Source organism: Bradyrhizobium oropedii, from assembly GCF_020889685.1.
Lineage (GTDB): Bacteria > Pseudomonadota > Alphaproteobacteria > Rhizobiales > Xanthobacteraceae > Bradyrhizobium > Bradyrhizobium oropedii.
Map to the genome: position 1 here is coordinate 18,558 of NZ_JACMYO010000021.1, position 21,174 is coordinate 39,731.

Sequence of the window (21,174 nt, forward strand, 5' to 3'; positions counted from 1 at the left end):
AATTCAGGAACGCACATGTTACGATTGGGAAGCGTGAACTACGACGTCCAGGGCAAGATCGCGATCTTGACGCTTGACGAACCGAACAAGCTGAACGCTCTGACCACCGGCATTCGCGCCGGCATCCTCGAAGGCCTGAAGCGGGCCGATAGCGACGACCAGGTGTGCGTCAGCATCATTACCGGCGCCGGTGGCAAGGCATTCTGCGCCGGCGCCGATATCGGCAATTTCGATTTTGCCCCGGAAAAGGCACGCGCGTTCTTCATCGACGCTATGGAGGTCCTGACCGCCCCGGAACGGGCGCTCAAGCCGGTGATTGCCGCCGTCAGCGGAATTGCCTATGGCGGCGGCTTCGAGCTTGCGATCGCTTCCGACTTCATCTTCGCAGCCGAGAGCGCCCGCTTTGCGGTCCCGGAGATCAAGCTGGGGCTATTGCCCGGCTTCGCCATTGTGCGGCTCAATGACATTGTCGGGCGCGCGAAGGCCAAGGAGATGAGCATGCTCGGCGACCCGCTCACTGCCGCGGAAGCAGGCCGGCTGGGGATCGTTTCCCACGTTGTTCCAGATGACAGGCTGCTTGCCGACGCGCTGGCATTCGCGGAACGCATCGCGTCACAGCCGCAGCTTGCGGTGCGAATGGCGAAATCCTTCTACAACCGCGGGCTCGGCGGCGACGAGATGCGCCATGCGATCGACGGTTTTCCGTTCCTGCTGACGCACGCAGATGCGCGCGAAGGTATCGGTGCATTTCGTGAAAAGCGCGAGCCGCGGTTCGGCGACAAGTAGTCGCGTCACCCGTTTTCATCGCAATCATCATCGCCTCGCCGGCCATGTGCCCGCTCAGCCAACGATCGACCATCCGACAGAAGAAAATGAGGGAGAACACGTGAAGAAGCATTTCCTGGCCTTGGCCATCGTCGTGGCGTCGGCGTCGACAGCCTCAGCGCAGATCTCAGACGATGTCGTCCGAATTGGCGTGCTGACCGACCTTTCGAGCTGGGGACGCGACAATAGCGGACCAGGATCGGTCGAAGCGGCCAAGATGGCCGTCGAAGAATTCGGCCCGACCGTGCTCGGCAAACCCATCGAGATCATCAGCGCCGACCATCAGATGAAGACCGACGTCGGCTTGCAGATCGTCCGTGACTGGTTCGACAACGGCAAGGTCGACGCCGTCGCCGACGTTCCAAACTCGGGGATCGCGATTGCCGTCCACAACATGGTCCGGGAACGCAACAAGATCGCGCTGCTCTCGGGACCGGGTGCGAGTTCGTTGACGGACGAGCTGTGCAGCCCCAACACCGTTCACTTCGCCTACGACACCTATGCGCTCTCGAAAGTGACGGCCTCGGCGGTCATGAATGAGGGCGGCAAGTCCTGGTTCTTTGTCACTGCCGATTACGCGTTCGGTCAACAGCTCGAGAAGGACGCGACGCGCTTCATCAAGGAACTCGACGGCAAAGTGCTTGGCAGCGTGCGGCATCCGACCAACACGGCCGATTTCTCCTCATTTGTCTTGCAGGCGCAGAACTCCAAGGCGGATGTGGTGGCATTCGCCAACGCCGGCCAGGACACCGACAATGCGATCAAGCAATCCGGTGAATTTGGACTGGTTCAGGCCGGTCAAAAGCTCGTCGGCCTGCTGATGTTCGATACCGACGTGCACGCGATCGGACTGCAGGCCGCGCAAGGCACCTACATGACGACCGCTTCCTATTGGAACACGGATGAAAAGAGCCGCGCGTGGTCGAAGAAGTTCTTCGCCCGGACCAAGGTGATGCCGACGATGATCCACACCGGCGTCTACGGCTCGGTGTTGCACTATCTCAAGGCGATCCAGGCGGCCGGAACCGACGATCCGGCGAAGGTGATGGCCAAGATGCGCGAACTGCCGATCGAAGACGCCTTCGTGCACGGCGGCAAGCTGCGCGAGGACGGCCGGGTCATCCGCGACATGTATCTCGCCCGGGTGAAGAAGCCATCCGAGTCGAAGGAACCGTGGGACTACCTTGACATCGTCAAGACGGTCAGGGGCGAAGACGCATACCGGCCAGCCTCCGAGTCGAAATGCCGGCTCCTGAAGAAGTGAGCTGTTCAGGTCAGGCAAAGGGATTCAACAACCCGAGGTAACGTCGACAAGTGCGACGCGCCGATGCACTCGGCGCGTTTTGCATCCCCGCAGCGATCCGCCTCGCTCTGCTCTGCGACCAGGGATGCCTACCCGTCCACGCAAATGCCGATGGTGAGCATGGCGGTCAGCTCGCGTGCCGTCTGGGCAACCCTGAGCTGCCCCCTGCCATTGACGTACCTCCAGGCAAGATGCTCGATCGCGCCGAACAGAACGTCGCGCAGCAGCTTTGGATTTACATCCGGTCTCACCTCTCCGGTCTTTACGGCTTCCTTGACGATTCGAATCAACACCGAGGTATAGCGCCGGTTCATCTCCTGGATTGCCGAGCCTTCATAGTCACTCGCGCCCCGCACCTCCGCGATGAACAGGCGGCAGAGGTCGGTATCGGAGACAAAGACTTCGATATGCCGTTTGATCAGCGCTTCGAGGCGGTCAGGAAAGCGATTTTTCCTGAACACCTGCGTCTCGAGGTCGATCAAGATCCGTTCATAGAACTTCTGCAAGACGGCAAACAGCAGGTCCCGCTTGTTGCGGAAATAGCGATAGGCAAGCCCATCGGAAATCTGCGCAATGCGCGCGATCTCGGCGATCGAGGCTCCCTCATAGCCCTTCTCGGCGAAGGCACGCTTGGCTGCGTCGAGGATTGCGTCGTGACGGTCTTGCATTCGTTCGGGGCTTATCGCCGGCATATCGCAACTCCGGAATTTTCCAGATCCTGGACGACAAATCGCATCGTAACCGGGTTCGGGTGCCTACATAGCGCCCCTCGCAAGCAGCGAGACGTCACATAAACAATGAATTTCATTCATTTTGTCTCTCGTCGGTCGGTCCGAACTGTTGACATCAACCTAAACTGAATTAAATTCATTATAAAGCACGTGATCACCAAGATCGCGACGTCCATAATGACTGGGAAGGAAACCGGCGCATGACCACATCCCGGGCCATTTTGAGCGGCGACAATCGCATGTCGATGTTCGCGCTCGACGAACAGCAGCAAACCATCCTCGATCAGGCGGATCGCTTCGCGCAGAAGGAACTCTATCCGCTCTCCGAACGAATGGATCGCGAGGAATGGTGGCCGGACGACGCGTTTCGCACGATCGGGGACAACGGCTTTTTCGGAGCGACCATCCCCGAGGAATATGGCGGCGCCGGCCTGGATCTTGTGGCGGCCGGCCTCGTGCTGCAGGGCTTCGCGCGCTGGAACCATGCGATGGCGCTGTCCTGGGTCGCGCACGACAATCTGTGCGCCAACAACATCTATCGCAACGGCAACGAACAGCAGCGCCGCAAATATCTGCCGGACCTCTGCGCGGGCCGGAAGATTGGTGCGCTGGGCCTCACCGAACCGGGGGCCGGCTCCGACGCCCTCGGTTCGATGCGCACCACCGCACGGCGCGATGGAGATCATTACCTCCTCAACGGAGGCAAGATCTACATCACCAACGGACCTGTCGCCGACGTCATCCTGGTCTACGCCAAGACCGATCGCTCAAAGGGCGCCCACGGCATTTCCGCTTTCATCGTCGAAAAAGACTTTCCCGGGTTCAAGGTCGCACAGAAGCTGACCAAAATGGGCTATCGCGGCAGCCAGACCGCCGAGCTCGTGTTCGAAGACTGCCGGGTGCCCGCGGAGAACCTGGTTGGCGGCGAGAATCGCGGTGTGTCGATCGTGATGAGCGGGCTCGATCTCGAGCGCGCGATGGTCTCACCGCTGTGTCTCGGCGTTTCGGAGCGCGCTTTGCAGCTCTCCATCGAATACGCACAGACGCGCCAACAGTTCGGCAAGCCGATCGGATCTTTCCAGATGGTCCAGTCCATGCTGGCGGAGATGTACGTTCAAGTCGAAACCATGCGAACCTTCACCTATCGCACGCTGGCGGAGGCCGCGCCGCTCGAAATCGGCGGTGGCGGACGCGGCGATATCCACATGCTGACGGCAGCCTCCGTGATGTACGCCGCCGAGGCATGCCACGCCGTCCTCGACCGGGCAGTCCAGATCCACGGCGGCAGCGGCTACATCTGGGAGTCGGAGATCAACCGGCTATTTCGTTCGATCAAGCTGCTGGAGATCGGCGCCGGAACGACGGAAGTCCGGAAGATGATTATCGCAGGCGAACTCCTCAAGGACGTGGCTGCGCATGGCTGACGATCACACGCCCGAGCGATCGGACAGGCTAGGGCTGACGGACGATGAGCTTGCGGCGCATCGGACCGTGTTCGCTTCCGATGCCCTCAAGGATATGGTCATCGTGCTATCCGGTGGCGCGGGCGGCATCGGGAAGGCGATCGCGTGGTTGTTCGCACGGCTGGGCGCGCATCTCGTCATGGTCGGCCGCGATCAGGACAAATTGTCCGCTTTGACAGCCAATTTGGCGGCGAAGGGACTGAAAGCATCTGCATGCGTCGTCGACATCAGAGATCCCGACGCTGTCGCAAGGCTGTTCGACGCGGCCTGGCAGGAGCATGGCCGCGTCGACGGCCTGATCAACAGCGCGGGAGGCCAATTTCCGCAACCCGCCATCGATTTCTCGGTCAAGGGCTGGAACGCCGTCATCGATACAAATCTGAACGGCACCTGGTACATGATGCAGGCCGCCGCACGCCACTGGCGCGACAACAAATATCCCGGCAGCATCGTCAACATAGTCGTCGTTACGACGCACGGCCTTTATGGCATCGCGCATTCGATTGCGGCCAGATCCGGGGTTATCGGCCTTTCGCGCAGCGTTGCTGTCGAATGGGCCCCATTCAACATCAGGGTGAATTGTGTCGCCCCCGGCGCGATCGAGACCGAAGGCTGGAGCGTCTATACGCCTGAGGCACGCGCGGCTTACCCACGATCAAATCCGATGATGCGCGCGGGTTCGCCGTGGGATGTCGCCGAAGCCTGCGTCTATCTCGCAAGTCCTTCCGGAGGATTCGTGACCGGCGAGACATTGACCGTGGATGGAGGGGGCCAGCTCTGGGGAGAGACATGGACGACCGGAAAGCCGGCCTATTTCATAGATAAGGACACGTAAATCCGTTGTTTATCGCAGCGGCGCGAATCCAGGGTGTTCACGAATGAAGATCTGCATCGAGATTTCCTCACCCGCAATCATTCTTATAGCAGGGGTTAAGCGGCCGTGACCAATCACCTGATCCACCGTGTCAATGTTGGCGACCTCGTCACCCGAAGCGCGGCGCGCTTTCCAGAGCGAGAGATGATCTGCGACGGCGACAGGCGTTGGTCCTATCGCGACTTCGACGCCTGGACCAATCGGATCGCCCATGGTCTTTCCGCGCTCGGCCTCGAGAAGGGTGACGCTCTTGCCTTGATGTCGGGCAACTGCGCCGAGTTCCTGGCCGTCTATTTCGCCTGCGCGCGGCTTGGCCTGGTCTGTGTCCCCGTCAACCTGCTCTGGCGACAAGGCGAGCTTAGCCATGTCCTGAAGGACTCGCACGCTCGCGCCGCCGTCGTCGAAGCGGGCCTGCTGAAGCAGTTCAGCGCGGGCGTTGAGGATCCGGTACAACTGCTTGGCGTTGTCGTGTTGGACGGGCAGGCGTCAGGCACCACGGCTCCCGATGGCATCCGCGACGTGCCACTGCTCGACCTTGACGCGCTCGCGGCCGGCAGGTCCTCCGACCTTCCGGATGTCGCGATCGAGGATCGGGCGCCCCTCTCCTATCTCTACACCAGCGGCACGACCTCGGCGCCAAAGGGCGTGATCGGCACCCATCTCGCGATCTACCTGGAATCGCTTGGGACGGCGATCGATACGCGCATGACCGAGAACGATCGGCTGAGCGTGGTGCTTCCGCTGTTCCACACGGCCCAACTCAACGCGCTTTGCACGCCGGCAATCGCGGCAGGCGCTTCGATGGTGATCCAGCGCGGCTTCGACGCCACCGCTCTTCACGAAGTCATCGAAAACGAGCGCATCAGCGTGCTCTTTGCGCTGCCGATGATGATCCATCAGCTCGTCGAACGCCAGCTCGCGCACCCACGCAATGTCTCGAGCCTGCGCCTGACGGTCTACGCGATGGCGCCGATGCCGGAAGCGGAACTCCGCCGCGCGATCGAGACCTTCGGCTGCGACTTCAGCCTCATGTTCGGGCAAACCGAGATGAGCCCGGTCTCGACGTTCTTCAAGCCGGAGCACCAGCTCAGCCATCCCGGCGCGGTCGGCACGCCGGCCGTCAACGTGCAGGTCGCCATCATGGCACCGAGCGGCGACCTGCTTCCGACCGGAGCGACCGGCGAGATCGTCTATCGCAGTCCCCAGACCATGGCGGGCTACCTGCACAATCCCGAGGCGACCGCAGATGCCTTCCGCCATGGCTGGTTCCACTCAGGCGATGCCGGCCATTTCGACGCTGACGGGATTCTCTGGTTCGAGGACCGCTTCAAGGATGTCATCAAGACCGGCGGCGAGAATGTCTCGTCGATCGAGGTCGAGCTCGCGGTCCGGGCCGCCCATCCCGACGTGCTTGAAGTCGCCGCGATCGGCTTGCCGCACGAGCGTTGGGGCGAAGCGATCACTGCCGTCGTCGTCACCCAAGATGGCCGATCCATCGACGCGGACACGCTGCTGTCAGCCGTGCGCGAGTGGCTAAGCCCGTTCAAATGCCCGAAGGCCGTCATCCATGTTTCGGAGCTGCCCAAGACCGCCACCGGCAAGATCGAAAAGGCCAAGCTGAGGCGCACCTATGCAGCCTACTATCAGTAAGTCATCGTCCGCCGCAGCCGACTACAGACCGCCAAAAACTGGGCCCTGGAAGCGAAAGAGCAAACCCGGCGCGGGCATATGCCAGCGTCACTCCAAAGCATACCCACGCTTGCTGACGATCGTTTCTTCAGGGCCTCCCGGTGCACACAGTGCGCAGATGCCCACGTCGGACCAGTTGAAGAACTTGACCTCTCGCTCCAATCCACCACGGCCCAATCTGAGCAAGCTCCCACCAAAAAGATCAAGGCGGATAAATAGTGGTCAACTTTAATCCAATTGCTGCTGCTGCCCCCTTAAACTGAGCTTTCCCCTCTCGGTCTCCGGCCGTTCTGCACGCTGTAATGCGCCACAATACTCTGCTCGCGGAAGCACGTGGAACTCACACCGATCGGGGTTAAGTGGAGGCCACAACTCGGGTCAACGCTCGGATATCGGAGGAAGTGAGAACAGCCCTCACCAAACTACGCCAAATTGCGCGACGGCCGCCGGCCACACTACTCCCACTCGATCGTCCCCGGCGGCTTGCTGGTCACGTCGTACACCACCCTATTCACGCCCTTCACCTCGTTGATGATGCGCGTGGCGGTCTCGGCCAGGAACTTCATGTCGAACTGGTAGAAGTCCGCAGTCATGCCGTCGGTCGAGGTGACGGCGCGGAGGCCGACGACGTATTCGTAGGTGCGGCCGTCGCCCATCACGCCGACGGTCTTCACCGGCAGCAGCACCGCAAAAGCCTGCCAGATCGCATCATAGAGGCCGTGCTTGCGGATCTGGTCGATATAGACCGCATCGGCGTTGCGCAGGATGTTGAGCTTTTCTTTTGTGATGTCGCCGGGGCAGCGGATGGCGAGGCCCGGGCCCGGGAATGGGTGGCGGCCGACGAACACTTCGGGCAGGCCGAGCTCGCGGCCGAGCACGCGCACCTCGTCCTTGAACAATTCGCGCAAGGGCTCGACGAGCTTCATGTTCATGCGCGCCGGCAGGCCGCCGACATTGTGGTGCGACTTGATGGTGACAGACGGGCCGCCGGTGAAGGAGACGCTCTCGATCACGTCGGGATACAGCGTGCCCTGCGCCAGGAATGCTGCGCCGCCGATCTTCCTGGCCTCCGCCTCGAACACGTCGATGAACAGCCGCCCGATGGTCTTGCGCTTCGCTTCCGGATCGGTGACGCCCTCGAGCTCGCCGAGAAACTCTTTCGACGCGTCCACATGGACCAGCGGGATGTTGTAGTGGTTGCGGAACAGGTCGACGACCGTCTTCGCCTCGTCGAGACGCAGCAGGCCGTGATCGACGAACACGCAAGTCAACTGGTCGCCGATCGCCTCGTGGATCAAGACCGCCGCCACGGCGGAATCGACGCCGCCGGAGAGGCCGCAGATCACCTTGCTACTGCCGACCTGGGCGCGGATCTTCTCGATCGCCTCCTCGCGGAAGGCGCGCATGGTCCAGTCGCCGGTGAGACCTGCGACCTTGCGCACGAAATTGCGCAGCAGCTTTGCACCGTCGGGCGTATGCACCACCTCGGGGTGGAACATCAGGCCGTAGTACTTCCGCTTCTCGTCCTGGATGATCGCGAACGGCGCGTTCGGCGAGGTGCCGGCCACCGAGAAACCGGGCGGCATCCTGGTGATGCGATCGCCATGGCTCATCCACACCTGGTGCTTTTCGCCATGGCCCCAGACGCCGTCGAACAGCTGGCTGTCGGTCTTGACCTCGACATCGGCGCGGCCGAACTCGCGGTGGTGCCCGCCCTCGACCTCGCCGCCGAGCTGAGCGGCCAGGGTCATCTGGCCGTAGCAGATGCCGAGCACGGGAACGCCGGATTCGAAGATCAGCTGCGGGGCACGCGGCGAGCCGGTCTCGTGCACCGACTCCGGACCGCCGGAGAGGATCACGGCCTTCGGCTTCATTTCCTTGAAGGCGGCCTCCGCCTTCTGGAACGGCACGATCTCGGAATAGACGCCCATCTCGCGGACGCGGCGGGCGATCAGTTGCGTCACCTGGCTGCCGAAATCGACAATCAGAATCTTGTCATGCGCCGAGGCCGCTGGTGGCGTCGACGAGTCACGGGCTGTGTGCTGGGCTGTCATGGCAAGCAGATACGCGACGGCGCCCGCCCCCGCAACCGCGGCCAGCGTTGCGCCCACATTCTTCTTTGGGCATGGACAAATCGATATAGGTCAGTATTATTGACCTAATTTGGCCAAAGCCAATCATGGAGGAAACCAATGCCGGATTTTCACGAACCCTCGCGCCTCGCCGCGCTCGGCCGCGACTGGATCGCCGCCTGGAACGCGCGCGACCTCGAGCGCGTGCTTGGGATGTATTCTGATGATACCGAGATGACCTCGGACCGGATCCCGGCGTTCGGCTTCGGCGCGACCGGCACGGTGCGCGGCAAGCCGCAGCTGCGGGCCTATTGGAGCGCGGCGCTGGCGAAATTGCCCGAGCTGCATTTCGAACTGATCGACCTCTATGTCTCGCCCGACAGCGTCGTCGTGTTCTACCGGAACGAACGCGGCAAGAAGATCTGCGAATATCTGCGGTGTGGCGCCGACGGCAAGATCAGGCAGGGCTCGGCAAACCATCTGGTGGATTGAGCCGATCTCTCACCCCCGTCATTGCGAGGAGCGATAGCGACGAAGCAATCCATGGTTCCGCGCATGCGGACGCATGGATTGCTTCGCTTCGCTCGCAATGACGGGTGAGAATTCGCAGCGTGAGCAAAACATCAGGATCCCGCCCATGAAAATCCCGACCCTGCCGTTCACCGTCACCGACTGGAGCAACGTCGCACCTTCAGTGCATCCCGGCGAGACCGGGCAAGCCTTGTGGCGCACGCTCACCATCGGCGATCTCAGGGTGCGGATGGTCGACTATTCGCCGGGCTATCTCGCCGATCACTGGTGCGATCGCGGCCATGTGCTCTATGTCATCAAGGGTGAGCTCGACACCGAGTTGCGGGACGGCCGCAAATTCACACTGAAGCCGGGCATGAGCTACCAGGTCTCCGATTTCGGCGACGCCGCGCATCGGTCGTCGACCGCGACGGGCGCGACGCTGTTTATTGTGGATTGAGCTGACGCAGTCCCACCGTCATTGCGAGCGAAGCGAAGCAATCCATTTATCCGCATAAGCGGAGCGATGGATTGCTTCGTCGCTTCGCTCCTCGCAAAGACGTGGAGAGAGCGCCGCACTTTCTGCACTCACCGCTTCCGCGCAGCAATCTTTCTCACCTTGGTCTCCGCCCAGCTCAGCGGCTTGCCGCTCTTCGACGGCAGCACGAGTTGGCCGACCGCCTGCCCGGCATGGTCGAGCAGCACCGAATGCGCCTCGCCGCGCGCATAAAGATGCGCCTCGCCCCATTGGCGCAGGCCGACCACGATCGGGAACAGGTCATGGCCGCGCTTGGTCAGCACATATTCCTGATAGGCGCTGCCGTCTGACGCCGCGACCTGCTCAAGCACGCCGAGTTTAACCAGCGTGCGCAGCCGCATCGTCAGCATGCCCTTGGCGATGCCGAGATTCTTCTGGAAATCGCCGAACCGGCGCAGGCCGTCGAATGCGTCGCGCACGATCAACAGCGACCACCAGTCGCCGATCGCATCCAGCGCGCGCGCCACCGGACAGTCCGCTTTGGCAAATCCGGTCCGCTTCATCGCGCTCCGCCTCCCTCGATCACGATTCCGAACTGGTCTTAAAATAGGACTAGACAGCACCCGGCGCAACTGGTCTCATGATAAGACCAGATTGCGAATTGCAGCGGAGGCGAGATGACGAACCAGACCATGGCACAGGCCGGACCGGCCCAGCGGAACGACACGACGAACCCGAAGCCCAGCGACGCGACGGCAGGCGCCCTCTCACCCGCCGTCGTGCTGCTGTTCGCCGTCGCCTGCGGGCTCAGCGTCGCCAACATCTATTTTGCCCAGCCGCTGCTCGACACCATGGCGCGGGATCTGGCCATCACCCCGGCGGTGATCGGCGGCGTCGTGACGCTGACCCAGATCGGCTACGCCTTCGGGCTGATGCTGATCGTGCCGCTCGGCGATCTCTGGGACCGCCGCAGGCTGATCGTCGGCCAGACCGTGCTGTCGGCAATCGCGCTCGCCATCGTCGGGACAGCGCCGAACGCCGTGGTGCTGCTCGCAGGCATGGTGCTGGTCGGGCTGCTTGCCGTCGTGATCCAGGTGCTGGTCGCCTACGCCGCAACGCTGGCGGCGCCGGCCGATCGCGGCCGCACCATCGGCACCGTCACCAGCGGCGTGGTGTCGGGCATTCTGCTGGCTCGCTTTGCCGCCGGCGCGCTGGCCGATCTCGCCGGCTGGCGCGTGGTGTATTTGACCTCGGCGGCGCTGACGCTGGTGCTGGCGGCGCTGCTCGCACGCGCGCTGCCGCGGCACGCGCCGCAGCCGATGGCCGGAGCGTCCTACGCAAGGCTGTTGCGCTCGACGGTCGCGCTGTTCGTCGAGGAGCCCGTGCTGCGCGAGCGCGCGGTGTTCGCGCTATTGATCTTCGCAAGCTTCAGCGTGTTCTGGAGCTCGGTCGTGCTGCCGCTCGCAGCGCCGCCGCTGTCGCTGTCGCACACCGCGATCGGGATGCTCGGGATCGCCGGTCTCGCCGGCGCGCTGGTCGCGCGCAATTCCGGCCAGCTCGCCGATCGCGGCTGGGCGCAGCGCACCACCGGATTGTCGCTGCTGCTGATGCTCGCCGGCTGGGTGCCGATCGCCTGCCTGCATACGTCACTGTGGCTGGTGCTGGTCGGCGTCGTGATGATCGACTTCGCGGTGCAGGCGATCCACGTCACCAACCAGAGCCTGATCGTCGCCGCGCGCCCCGACGCCGCGAGCCGCCTGGTCGGCGGCTACATGGTGTTCTATTCGATCGGCACGGGGTTCGGCGCGATCAGCTCGACGATGGCGTATGCCGCCGCCGGCTGGCTCGGCGTCTGCGTGCTCGGTGCCGCGATCAGCGCGATTGCGCTGCTGTTCTGGGTCATCGTGGTGAGCAAGACGCCGGTGCCGGTCGAGGTGTGCTCAGTCCCGTCACCCTGAGGAGCGCGCTCTTGCGCGCGTCTCGAAGGGCGAGGGCCCGGCTCGATCCACATCCTTCGAGGCTCGCCGAGCGCTGCTGACGCACCGCCTGGCGCGCACCTCAGGATGACGTCTGGCGCTTGAGGATGCTGACGAAGAACCCATCCGTGCCGGTACGGCGCGGCGTCATCAGCAGCCCCTCGGCCGATTGCAGCGCGGCCTCCGCAAATTGCTCGGACTTGTCCCACAGCACCGATGCGGTCTGCTCCGGCGGCTGCACGGAAAATTCCGGATGCCGCGCGATAAAGGCCCTGACCTGCTCGCCGTTCTCTTCCGCCAGCACCGAGCAGGTGATGTAGGCGATGCGGCCGCCGGCCTTCACCAGCGGCGCGGCGCGTTCCAGCACCTCGGCCTGATCCTTCAGCCGCACCTCGAGCGCGCCGGGGCGCATGCGCCATTTGGCGTCTGGATTGCGGCGCCAGGTGCCGGTGCCCGTGCAGGGCGCGTCGATCAGCACGAGATCGGCCGACGCCTTGATGTCGGACAGCACTTCGTCCTCGCCGCGCGGCGTGCGGACATCGCAATTGTGCACGCCGGCGCGCGACAGCCGCTCGTGGATCGGCGCAAGCTGGCGCTTGTCGCTGTCGGTCGCAATCAGCCGGCCCTTGCCGTCCATCATGGCGGCGATCGCCAGCGTCTTGCCGCCGGCACCGGCGCAGAGATCGATCACCTGCTCGCCGGGCCTTGCCGCCGAGAACAGCGCGGCGAGCTGCGAGCCCTCGTCCTGCACCTCGATGGCGCCCTTGATGAAATCCTCCTCGGCATGGATGCCGGGATTGCGCGCGTCGGCGCCGAGCTCGATGCGCAGGCCGAGCGGCGACCACGGCGTTTCCGCAGCACCCAGATGCGACAGGCGTGCCAGCACCTTCTCGCGCTTGCCCCGCAACGTGTTGACGCGCAAATCGAGCGGTGCGCGGCTCGCCATCGCGGTGGCCTCGGCGGCGCGCTCGTCGCCGAACACTTTTGCCAGATGCGAATCGAGCCAATCAGGATAATCGCCCGCGACATGCGCCGGCGCATCCCTGAGCGAGCGCGAGGTCAGCGCGGCCTCCTCCGTTGCGGTCAGCGGCTCCGGCGCGAACCGGCCGCCGTCGCACAGCGCCGCGATGGTGGCGACGTCCATGCCGCGTTCGAGCTTGAGCATGCCGAGCACCCGCGACCGGGCGCTGGAATCATCCATCAACCAGGATGAGGAGGATTGCCGGCGCAGCACGTCCCAGATCAGGCCGGAGATCGCGGCGCGATCGCCGGAGCCGGCATAGCGGTGCGCGGTGCCCCATTCCTTCAGCGCTTTCGCCGCAGGAATGCGCTGTGCGTCGATGGTGGCGATCAGCTCGATCGCGGCGGAAAGCCGGGCAGCGGGGGTCATTGGTCTCTTTCGGTTGGGCGCATCAGATCAACAGCAGCAGTCTGAGCGCGAAATACAGCCACATCGCCGCCAGCACCAGCACGCCGGCGAACCAGGCGAGCGAGCGCGGCCGCACGTCGTTGGAGGTGACGAACACGCCGGCATGGGCAAACCGCGTCACCACGAACACCCAGGACATCAGCACGATGAACAGATCGGCACGGCGCAGCGGCAGCGCAATGGCGATCAGCACATAGAACAGCACCGGCAGCTCGAACTGGTTGGCGAAGCAGTTGCCGAGCTGGGTCGCGCGGGCCGGCCAGTTCTGCTCGCGCAGCGCGATGTCCCGCATCTTGGTCTCGCCGCTCGCCAGCGTCCTCGTACGCAACGTCGCCATCCCGAACAGGAGCGCGAAGGTGAGCCCAATTTGGATGAAGACCGGCAATAGAACCATTTGAACCGACACGAAAATCTCCCTCAGCCGCGGGCGCCTGGCCGCCCTCTTAGCCGCCGCGGCGGCCCAACACAATGAAGCGTCCCAATAAGGCGCCAGGGTAACCCGTTGAACCATCATCCGAGCCCGGGTGACCAACTCCCAGCAACAATGACGGTTTCAGTGCCTCACGGATGACGCGATGAGCATCATCACCCCGATCCTCGATGGCGCGGCCCAGGCGGCCGGGGCGCTCGGCGATCTCCTCACCCCCCTGCTGAAGGCCATCGATCCCGGCACCGGCTGGTTCGACGACGCGGCGGATGGCGGGCTTGGCATGGTGATGTCGGGGCTCGCCGGTGTCGCCGCGGCTCTCCTGGTCGCGCTCCTGCTCTCACTCTATTTCAGCAGCGGCTATCGCTCGACGCGCGACATCGTAAGGCACAGCCTCGCCACGACGCTGCTGCTCGCATTGCTTGGTTTTGCGGCCTACGACGTCAGGCACGACGCGCTGGCCTATTTCGGGTTCAACGCGCCGCCGGCCGGCACGGGAACAAATCTGCCCAACACCGGGCTGTTCGGAAGCCGCGCCGGTCCGCCTGCCGCGCCGGCACGCCTGATACAGCAACTTGCGATCTAGCGGCCGCGCGAAAGCATCAGAGTCAAACAAGACTTCAAACGCCGCATCAAACAGAGCAGCGAATAAGTCGTCGAAATCGTCATCGTTCCGACTTCGCGCCGACCTATGCTCGGTGCGAAAGGAGCGATGCATGGCCCAGTTTCGCCTGACACAAATCTCCGACACCCACCTCGCCCGCCGCTTCAAGCCGCTGATCGACAATTTTCATCGCGTCAGCGAGCACATCGATGCGACGCGGCCCGATCTCGTGCTCAATTCCGGCGACGTCTCGTTCGACGGGCCGAGCAGCCGCGACGATCTGGTGTTCGCCAAGCAATTGCATAGCGCGCTGCCGGTCGATTGCCTCTATCTGCCCGGCAATCACGACATCGGCGACAATCCGACCGCGGTCGGCCCCACGCCTGCGCAACTGCCGACCGAAGCGACCCGCGGCGCCTTCACGTCCGTGCTCGGCGAGGACCGCTGGCATTTCGACGCCGCCGGCTGGTGCTTCATCGGTCTGAATTCGCTGATCATGAACACCGGCCTCGACAGCGAGGCCGAGCAGTTCGACTGGCTTGCAGGCGCGCTCGACAAGGCCGTCGGCAAGCCGGTCGCGCTGTTCCTGCACAAGCCGCTCTATCTCGACGTGCCCTACGATGCCGAGCGTGTCGAGACCGCGATCCGCTTCGTGCCGCAACCGGCGCGGCGCCGCCTGATCGAGATGTTCGGCAAGGTCGATCTGCGGCTGGTAGGCAGCGGCCACGTGCACCAGCGCCGCGACTACACGTTCGAGCATGTCAGGCAGATCTGGGCGCCCTCGGCCGGCTTCATCATCTCGGACGCACGGCAGGAAGTGATCGGCATCAAGGAAGTCGGTCTCGTCGAGTACCGCTTCCAGCCTGACAGTTTCGAGGTGCGTCACGTCAGGGCGAAGGGCCAGGTCGATGTCGACCTGGATACGCTACTCAGCAAGCAGCCGGCGTGAGCTTTCTCAGCTTCGCGCCGCGTCGTGCAGGTCTTGCTTGATGACGGTGAGCAGCGCCTGTAGCGAGTCCCTGCTCTGTTGCGGCGCCGCCTGCGCCGGCCGCACGCGAGGCACGTAGGGCATGAATCGCACCGGCTCCGCGTCCGGTTGATCCTCGACGAATTTGCCGTGCAAGACGTCGTCGCGGCGGCCCATGACGAACATCGTCGCCCAATAGCCGACGGCGAGGAGGATGACCCCGAAAACAATGAGTTCAAAAACCATGGCTACACCTGAAATATAGCCATATTGAATCAAGTGCTTGGGGTCCCCGTCAAGCAAATGGGGGCCGAAAGGCCCCCAAAACCCCGCCAATGTGGCGTTTTTGATACTTTGTTGCGCGGAATGGGAGCTTCAGGCCCTCAGCTTAGGCCTTGTCCGGCCCGATCCGGACCAGCTGCTTGCCGAAATTGGCGCCCTTGAGCAGGCCGATGAAGGCCTCCGGCGCGCTGTCCAGACCCTCGGTCACGAACTCCTTGTACTTGACCTTGCCCTCGCGCACCCACTGCGACATGTCGCGCAGGAAGTCGCCATGCATGGCGGCAAAGTCGCTGACGATGAAGCCGCGGAAGGTCAGCCGCTTGGTCAGGATGTTGCGCATCATCGCGCCGGCCCATTTCGGTGCGTGCGCCTCGGTGTCGTTGTAATGCGCGATCAGGCCACAAACCGGGATGCGCGCGAACGCATTGAGCAACGGAAACACCGCGTCGAACACCGCGCCGCCGACATTCTCGAAATAGACGTCGATGCCTTTCGGGCAAGCTTCCTTCAGCTTGGCCGCGAGATTGGGATCGCGGTGATCGAGGCACTCGTCGAAGCCGAGCTCGTTCTTGACGTAGGCGCACTTGTCCTTGCCGCCGGCAATGCCGATCGCACGCGCGCCCTTGATCTTGGCGATCTGGCCCACCGCAGAACCAACGGCGCCGGACGCGGCGGCAACCACCACGGTCTCGCCCGCCTGCGGCTTGCCGATCTCGAGCAGGCCGGTATAGGCGGTCATGCCGGGCATGCCGAGCACACCGACCGCGGTCGAGATCGGCGCGATCTTCGGATCGATCTTGGCGAGACCCTTGCCGTCGGACAGCACATGCGTCTGCCAGCCGGCGCGCGACAGCACGATATCGCCCTTGGCAAAGCCGGGATTGTTCGACGCGATCACCTCGCTCACCGTACCGCCTTCCATCACGCCGCCGACCGGCACCGGTGCGGCATAGGACGGACCGTCGGCCATGCGACCGCGCATATAGGGATCGAGCGACAGCCAGATGGTGCGGAGCAGCACCTCGCCCGCGCCTGGCGTCGGTGGCGTGTAGTCCTCGAGCCTGAAATTGGCCGGCGTGGGCTCGCCATGCGGGCGCGAGGCCAGAACGATGCGCTTTCCTTGGGACATGATTTCCTCTTGAGGTGATTGGTTCGTGGCGCACACGTAGTCATGCAATCCACCTCCCCGCAAGGGAGATGGATTTGCTGTTTCGCGCGCAACTTGTTTGAAATGTTGTTTGAAATGATGCCCGTCATTTCGCAAGCAAAAGTGCTCGAAACGGCGCCGTCGTCCCGGGGCGGTCCGCAAGACCGCCCCCGGAATCTGGTGTCGGCAAGTCGATCAAGGCACGCCACCAGCGAACGAAGCGGCCATGCTCGGTTCTCCTGAACCGACCTCGGCATCCGGCACGACGGAGCTAAAGCGTAGCTGGCCGTCCATGGGTCGCGACGAGCGCCGCCGCGCAGTGGGCGATCGGTTTGCCGCCTCCCCTCGAAAGCTGAGTGGCGAGGACTTCGATCCGCTCCGTGGAACCGGCCGACGAATGTGAGGCCTCCCAAACCATTGGGATTACCTCTTGAGGAGCCGACCAGCTTCTTCGCACCGCAACGTCTTTGGTTTGGCGGCCGGATTCACCTTCGGACGACCGGCACCCGGTAGACCATCCCCGTCCCGCGCGTCCGCGCAGGAACGCGATCTATCAATCTGGCACTTGTCGGACTTTCGATTCGCTGTAGTCTCGGAGCATGCGGCACTCGCATGGCTGTTACCCAAAAAAAGGGACAGGCATCACCATAACAGGAGCGAACCAACGCTCCGGTTTTTGGATCGAGACCGACATGGCCGGCGGTGGATCGTATGACACGTTTCCCAAATTGCTGCTGCGAAACAGCGCGCAATTTGGCACGCGGCCAGCGTTTCGGCACAAGGACCTTGGCATCTGGCAGAGCTGGACTTGGACTCAAGTTGCCGAGATCATACGTGCCTACGCTGCGGGCTTGCATCGCCTTGGCTTGCGCGAAGGCGACACGGTCGCCATAGTCGGCTCAAACCGGCCGAAGCTTTACTGGACCATGATGGCAGCGCAGGTGCTGCGCGCCATTCCCGTTCCGGTCTATTCAGATGCCGTGGCGGATGAGCTTGCCTTTGTTCTCGCTCATGCTGACGCGAAGCTGGTCGCAGCGCAGGACCAGGAGCAGGTCGACAAGGTCTTGTCCGTGTCCGACCGACTGCCGCAACTCAACAAGATCGTCTACGACGAGCCGCGCGGGCTTGACGGCTACGACCGCAGTCGACTGATCGCTATCGGCGATATCATCGCGGACGGCCGCACCGCGCTTGCGGCCGAGCCAACGCTTGGCAAACGGATCGATGAATCCATTCGGGCGGGCAACGGTTCGGACATCGCGGTCATCCTCTACACGTCGGGAACGACCGGTGCGCCGAAGGGCGTCATGCTGTCGGCGCGAAACTGCATCGATGCTGCAATCGACACCACGCGGTTCGACAGACTGACCGACAAGGACGTGGTGCTCGCCTATCTGCCGCTGGCCTGGGCGGGCGATCACTATGTCAGCTATGTGCAGGGCCTGGTGGCTGGATACTGCATGGCGTGTCCGGAAAGCAGCGACACGATCGAGCAGGATCGGCATGAGATCGGACCGACCTTCTATCTGGCTCCGCCACGAATTTTCGAAGCCATGTTGACACGGCTGATGGTCCGGATGGAGGACGCCGCACTGATCAAGCGGCGATTGTTCAGCTACTTTCTGGACGTCGCGCAGCGGTATGGCGAGCAAGTCCTGACGGGACGTCCGGTGCCGCTGTCAGGCCGATTGATCTATGCGCTCGGCCGCTGGCTGGTCTACGAGCCTCTCAAGAACGTTCTTGGCCTGTCCCAGGTGCGCGTCGCCTACACTGGAGGCGAAGCTATCGGTCCGGATCTGTTCGCGTTCTACCGCTCGATCGGCCTGAACCTGAAACAGCTCTACGGCCAGACCGAAGCGTTCCTCTATGTAACCTGCCAGCCCGATGGCGAGATCTACTCGGATACGGTTGGTCCGCCGGCGCCCAACGTCGATATCCGCATTGCGGAATCGGGCGAAGTGCAGTTCCGCTCGCCCGGCATGTTCCTCGGCTATTTCAAGGACCAGGCAAAGACCGCGGAAGCCATGACATCAGACGGATACGTCAGGACCGGCGATGCAGGCTTTTTCGACGAGAAGACCGGGCATTTGAAGGTCATCGATCGTGCGAAGGACGTCGGTCGATTGGCTGACGGCACGATGTTTGCCCCCAAGTACCTCGAGAACAAGCTGAAGTTCTACCCCAATATCAAGGAAGCGATCACGTTCGGCGACTCCAGGGAGTTCGTCTGCGCGATGCTCAACATCGACCCGGTCGCGGTCGCGAATTGGGCCGAACGCAACAACGTCGCCTACGGATCCTATCACGAGCTTGCCGGGCATCCGCTGGTCTACGACATGGTCGCCAAAGACGTTGCCGCAGTGAACCGCTCCCTAGCCGCGGAAAAGCAGCTTGCGGGCGCCCAGATTCGCCGCTTCCTCATTCTGCACAAGGAACTCGACGCGGATGACGGCGAACTGACCCGCACGCAGAAGGTGCGTCGCCGCTTCGTTGCCGAACGCTATGCGCCATTGGTCACGGCCCTCTACAACGGAGCGCATGACGCCGACATTTCTACGGAAGTGACTTTTGAGGATGGCCGGAAGGGCAAGATCGCGGCCCGGGTCAAGGTTCGCGACATGCAAGTCATCGCTCCGGCAGAATCGCTCGGAAGGGCAGCATGAGAGCGCCGGACACCAACGAAATCCTGCTAGAGGTCGAGGGCGTGGCGCTGGCCTTCGGCGGCGTCAAGGCGCTGCGAGACGTTTCGTTCAACGTCAGAAAAGGCGAAATTCGAGCCATCATAGGCCCCAACGGCGCCGGCAAGACCTCGATGCTGAACGTCGTCAACGGTTTCTATCATCCAAACCATGGTGCCATCACCTTCAAGGGACGCACCCGGGCCAAAATGCAGCCTTTCGAGGCGGCGCGCGGCGGCATCGCGCGTACTTTTCAGAATGTCGCCCTGTTCAAGGGCATGAGCGCGCTCGACAACATCATGACGGGGCGCACCTTGAAGGTGCGCCGCGGGCTGTTGTGGCAGGTGCTGCGCTACGGCCCTGCTCTCGCGGAGGAGGTCGAGCATCGGCGCAAGGTCGAGGAGATCATCGACTTTCTCGAAATCGAAACAATCCGCAAGGTACCGGTTGGGCGTTTGCCATACGGCTTGCAGAAGCGTGTCGAACTCGGTCGCGCTCTCGCGATGGAGCCCGACCTTCTTCTTCTCGACGAGCCGATGGCAGGCATGAACCTCGAGGAGAAGGAGGACATGTCGCGGTTCATCATTGATGTGAACAATCACTACGGCACGACCATCACCCTGATCGAGCACGACATGGCCGTGGTCATGGATCTGTCGGATCGCGTCGCGGTGCTGGATCACGGCGTCAAGATCGCCGACGGCACGCCTGCTGAAGTGAAGATGAGTCAAGCCGTCATCGACGCATATCTTGGCGTCGCGCATTGAGGTGCGTCCATGATCGCACTGGGTCAGTTTCTCGAGGTCCTTATCGGCGGATTGATGTCCGGCGTGCTCTATTCGCTGGTCGCGCTCGGCTTCGTACTGATCTTCAAGGCATCCGGCGTATTCAATTATGCGCAGGGAGCAATGGTTTTGCTCGCGGGATTGGCGCTGGTTCGCGCCCTCGACCTCCTGGTCGCCAACGGCCTTCCGCTTTGGGTCGCGGTCGTCCTCGCGATCGGCTTTGCCGCCGTGATCATGGCGGCAACGGCCTGGCTCATCGAGCGGTTGGTAATCGGGCCTCTTGTCAACCAGGACGCCCTGACGCTGTTCATGTCGACGATCGGCGTGACATTCGTCATCGAGGGCGCCGCGGAGATGATCTTCGGATCGGATGTCTACCCGTTGCGGCTGTTCCCGACCGACGCCTGGTTCTTGTTTGAAGGCCTGTTTCCGGGTGGGATTCTGGTCAACAAGCTGGATGTCTGGGGCGCATTGATCGCAGGCGTCCTGGTCGCCGGCCTCGCCGTCTTCTTTCAGCGTACCAAGACCGGTCGCGCACTCAGGGCCGTGGCCGACGACCATTTGGCCGCGCACTCGATCGGGATTCCAATCAGTTGGATCTGGTTCGTGGTCTGGCTCGTTGCCGGCCTCGTTGCGCTGGTCGCCGCGACCGTGTGGGGGACCAAGCTTGGCGTGCAGTTCTCCATCACGTTTCTCGCGCTCAAGGCTCTGCCCGTCCTGATTATCGGCGGCCTCACCTCCATTCCCGGAGCCATCGTCGGCGGGCTCATTGTCGGTGCGGGTGAGAAGCTCGCAGAGGTGTATCTCGGGCCGTCGATCGGCGGCGGCATCGAGTATTGGTTTGCCTACGTACTGGCGTTGGCGGTGCTGCTGTTGCGGCCACAGGGTCTGTTCGGCGAGCGCATCATCGAACGTATCTGAGCCAAGGAGATCG

20 protein-coding genes are annotated in these 21,174 nt (G+C 63.0%); 13 read left to right on the forward strand and 7 right to left on the reverse strand.

Translation table 11 applies throughout. The features are described 5' to 3' along the window. Positions 1 to 33: 33 nt before the first annotated feature. Together H8A95_RS08555 and H8A95_RS08560 are read left to right on the forward strand one after the other, a co-directional pair. On the forward strand, positions 34 to 786 hold the full coding sequence (locus H8A95_RS08555; RefSeq protein ID WP_229182771.1) for an enoyl-CoA hydratase/isomerase family protein: 753 nt from the start codon (positions 34 to 36) through the stop codon (positions 784 to 786). Between the two features lie 100 nt (positions 787 to 886). Next, complete coding sequence (locus H8A95_RS08560) at positions 887 to 2,089, forward strand: ABC transporter substrate-binding protein (protein WP_229182808.1); 1,203 nt, start codon at positions 887 to 889, stop codon at positions 2,087 to 2,089. A gap of 128 nt (positions 2,090 to 2,217) precedes the next feature. On the opposite strand, the gene H8A95_RS08565 is transcribed toward H8A95_RS08560, so the two are convergent. Beyond that, positions 2,218 to 2,796, reverse strand: coding sequence for a TetR/AcrR family transcriptional regulator (locus H8A95_RS08565; RefSeq protein ID WP_229182772.1), 579 nt, complete (start codon positions 2,794 to 2,796; stop codon positions 2,218 to 2,220). A gap of 263 nt (positions 2,797 to 3,059) precedes the next feature. On the opposite strand from H8A95_RS08565, the gene H8A95_RS08570 reads away from it, so the two are divergent. The 3 genes from H8A95_RS08570 to H8A95_RS08580 all read left to right on the forward strand — a co-directional run bounded on the left by H8A95_RS08570 (position 3,060) and on the right by H8A95_RS08580 (position 6,846). Further along, positions 3,060 to 4,283, forward strand: a complete 1,224-nt coding sequence (locus H8A95_RS08570) for an acyl-CoA dehydrogenase family protein (RefSeq protein ID WP_229182773.1) — start codon at positions 3,060 to 3,062, stop codon at positions 4,281 to 4,283. After that, positions 4,276 to 5,157: an SDR family oxidoreductase gene (locus H8A95_RS08575; protein ID WP_229182774.1), complete on the forward strand. Its 882-nt coding sequence runs from the start codon at positions 4,276 to 4,278 to the stop codon at positions 5,155 to 5,157. Before H8A95_RS08570 ends, H8A95_RS08575 begins: the two co-directional genes overlap by 8 nt. Positions 5,158 to 5,262: 105 nt before the next feature. Beyond that, the gene (locus tag H8A95_RS08580; RefSeq protein ID WP_229182775.1) at positions 5,263 to 6,846 is read left to right on the forward strand and encodes an AMP-binding protein; all 1,584 of its coding nucleotides are present in this window, start codon (positions 5,263 to 5,265) and stop codon (positions 6,844 to 6,846) included. A gap of 494 nt (positions 6,847 to 7,340) precedes the next feature. Here H8A95_RS08580 and guaA read toward each other — a convergent pair whose 3' ends face one another. Beyond that, positions 7,341 to 8,939: a glutamine-hydrolyzing GMP synthase gene (guaA, locus tag H8A95_RS08585; protein ID WP_229182809.1), complete on the reverse strand. Its 1,599-nt coding sequence runs from the start codon at positions 8,937 to 8,939 to the stop codon at positions 7,341 to 7,343. 138 nt (positions 8,940 to 9,077) lie between these two features. Between guaA and H8A95_RS08590 the strand changes: the two genes are divergently transcribed. Beyond that, positions 9,078 to 9,449 (forward strand): nuclear transport factor 2 family protein, encoded by a 372-nt coding sequence (locus H8A95_RS08590; RefSeq protein WP_229182776.1) that lies wholly within the window; start codon positions 9,078 to 9,080, stop codon positions 9,447 to 9,449. A 145-nt stretch (positions 9,450 to 9,594) separates the two neighbouring features. Next, complete coding sequence (locus tag H8A95_RS08595; RefSeq protein WP_229182777.1) at positions 9,595 to 9,927, forward strand: DHCW motif cupin fold protein; 333 nt, start codon at positions 9,595 to 9,597, stop codon at positions 9,925 to 9,927. A gap of 128 nt (positions 9,928 to 10,055) precedes the next feature. Here H8A95_RS08595 and H8A95_RS08600 read toward each other — a convergent pair whose 3' ends face one another. Next, the gene (locus H8A95_RS08600; protein WP_229182778.1) at positions 10,056 to 10,508 is read right to left on the reverse strand and encodes a winged helix-turn-helix transcriptional regulator; all 453 of its coding nucleotides are present in this window, start codon (positions 10,506 to 10,508) and stop codon (positions 10,056 to 10,058) included. A gap of 114 nt (positions 10,509 to 10,622) precedes the next feature. On the opposite strand from H8A95_RS08600, the gene H8A95_RS08605 reads away from it, so the two are divergent. Further along, a complete protein-coding gene (locus tag H8A95_RS08605) occupies positions 10,623 to 11,903 on the forward strand; it encodes an MFS transporter (RefSeq protein WP_229182779.1) in 1,281 nt (426 codons plus the stop codon). Positions 11,904 to 12,003: 100 nt separating this feature from the next. Here the strand turns inward: H8A95_RS08605 and H8A95_RS08610 are convergent, their stop codons facing one another. Beyond that, a complete protein-coding gene (locus tag H8A95_RS08610; protein WP_229182780.1) occupies positions 12,004 to 13,311 on the reverse strand; it encodes an RsmB/NOP family class I SAM-dependent RNA methyltransferase in 1,308 nt (435 codons plus the stop codon). A gap of 22 nt (positions 13,312 to 13,333) precedes the next feature. Then, positions 13,334 to 13,756, reverse strand: a complete 423-nt coding sequence (locus H8A95_RS08615; protein ID WP_229182781.1) for an MAPEG family protein — start codon at positions 13,754 to 13,756, stop codon at positions 13,334 to 13,336. 169 nt (positions 13,757 to 13,925) lie between these two features. Between H8A95_RS08615 and H8A95_RS08620 the strand changes: the two genes are divergently transcribed. Further along, positions 13,926 to 14,363, forward strand: a complete 438-nt coding sequence (locus tag H8A95_RS08620; RefSeq protein ID WP_229182782.1) for a hypothetical protein — start codon at positions 13,926 to 13,928, stop codon at positions 14,361 to 14,363. Between the two features lie 130 nt (positions 14,364 to 14,493). After that, positions 14,494 to 15,330: a metallophosphoesterase family protein gene (locus H8A95_RS08625; RefSeq protein ID WP_229182783.1), complete on the forward strand. Its 837-nt coding sequence runs from the start codon at positions 14,494 to 14,496 to the stop codon at positions 15,328 to 15,330. 6 nt (positions 15,331 to 15,336) lie between these two features. Here the strand turns inward: H8A95_RS08625 and H8A95_RS08630 are convergent, their stop codons facing one another. Together H8A95_RS08630 and H8A95_RS08635 are read right to left on the reverse strand one after the other, a co-directional pair. Then, positions 15,337 to 15,594, reverse strand: a complete 258-nt coding sequence (locus tag H8A95_RS08630) for a hypothetical protein (RefSeq protein WP_229182784.1) — start codon at positions 15,592 to 15,594, stop codon at positions 15,337 to 15,339. Between the two features lie 142 nt (positions 15,595 to 15,736). After that, a complete protein-coding gene (locus H8A95_RS08635; RefSeq protein WP_229182785.1) occupies positions 15,737 to 16,759 on the reverse strand; it encodes an NADP-dependent oxidoreductase in 1,023 nt (340 codons plus the stop codon). 710 nt (positions 16,760 to 17,469) lie between these two features. On the opposite strand from H8A95_RS08635, the gene H8A95_RS08640 reads away from it, so the two are divergent. From H8A95_RS08640 to H8A95_RS08650, 3 genes are read left to right on the forward strand one after another with little or no spacing between them, the layout of a single operon-like run. Continuing rightward, positions 17,470 to 19,440, forward strand: coding sequence for an AMP-binding protein (locus H8A95_RS08640; RefSeq protein WP_229182786.1), 1,971 nt, complete (start codon positions 17,470 to 17,472; stop codon positions 19,438 to 19,440). After that, positions 19,437 to 20,222, forward strand: a complete 786-nt coding sequence (locus H8A95_RS08645; protein ID WP_229182787.1) for an ABC transporter ATP-binding protein — start codon at positions 19,437 to 19,439, stop codon at positions 20,220 to 20,222. Before H8A95_RS08640 ends, H8A95_RS08645 begins: the two co-directional genes overlap by 4 nt. Before the next feature lie 9 nt (positions 20,223 to 20,231). Next, the gene (locus tag H8A95_RS08650; RefSeq protein ID WP_210345479.1) at positions 20,232 to 21,161 is read left to right on the forward strand and encodes a branched-chain amino acid ABC transporter permease; all 930 of its coding nucleotides are present in this window, start codon (positions 20,232 to 20,234) and stop codon (positions 21,159 to 21,161) included. Positions 21,162 to 21,174 lie beyond the last annotated feature (13 nt).

Coding starts and splice junctions, on each gene's coding strand:
- H8A95_RS08600 (WP_229182778.1), bottom strand. CDS start 10,508: ATGAAGCGGACCGGATTTGCCAAAGCGGACTGTCCGGTGGCGCGCGCG.
- H8A95_RS08630 (WP_229182784.1), bottom strand. CDS start 15,594: ATGGTTTTTGAACTCATTGTTTTCGGGGTCATCCTCCTCGCCGTCGGC.
- H8A95_RS08575 (WP_229182774.1), top strand. CDS start 4,276: ATGGCTGACGATCACACGCCCGAGCGATCGGACAGGCTAGGGCTGACG.
- H8A95_RS08625 (WP_229182783.1), top strand. CDS start 14,494: ATGGCCCAGTTTCGCCTGACACAAATCTCCGACACCCACCTCGCCCGC.
- H8A95_RS08605 (WP_229182779.1), top strand. CDS start 10,623: ATGACGAACCAGACCATGGCACAGGCCGGACCGGCCCAGCGGAACGAC.
- H8A95_RS08635 (WP_229182785.1), bottom strand. CDS start 16,759: ATGTCCCAAGGAAAGCGCATCGTTCTGGCCTCGCGCCCGCATGGCGAG.
- H8A95_RS08645 (WP_229182787.1), top strand. CDS start 19,437: ATGAGAGCGCCGGACACCAACGAAATCCTGCTAGAGGTCGAGGGCGTG.
- H8A95_RS08590 (WP_229182776.1), top strand. CDS start 9,078: ATGCCGGATTTTCACGAACCCTCGCGCCTCGCCGCGCTCGGCCGCGAC.
- H8A95_RS08565 (WP_229182772.1), bottom strand. CDS start 2,796: ATGCAAGACCGTCACGACGCAATCCTCGACGCAGCCAAGCGTGCCTTC.
- H8A95_RS08640 (WP_229182786.1), top strand. CDS start 17,470: ATGGCCGGCGGTGGATCGTATGACACGTTTCCCAAATTGCTGCTGCGA.
- H8A95_RS08610 (WP_229182780.1), bottom strand. CDS start 13,311: ATGACCCCCGCTGCCCGGCTTTCCGCCGCGATCGAGCTGATCGCCACC.
- guaA (WP_229182809.1), bottom strand. CDS start 8,939: ATGACAGCCCAGCACACAGCCCGTGACTCGTCGACGCCACCAGCGGCC.
- H8A95_RS08650 (WP_210345479.1), top strand. CDS start 20,232: ATGATCGCACTGGGTCAGTTTCTCGAGGTCCTTATCGGCGGATTGATG.
- H8A95_RS08570 (WP_229182773.1), top strand. CDS start 3,060: ATGACCACATCCCGGGCCATTTTGAGCGGCGACAATCGCATGTCGATG.
- H8A95_RS08620 (WP_229182782.1), top strand. CDS start 13,926: ATGAGCATCATCACCCCGATCCTCGATGGCGCGGCCCAGGCGGCCGGG.
- H8A95_RS08595 (WP_229182777.1), top strand. CDS start 9,595: ATGAAAATCCCGACCCTGCCGTTCACCGTCACCGACTGGAGCAACGTC.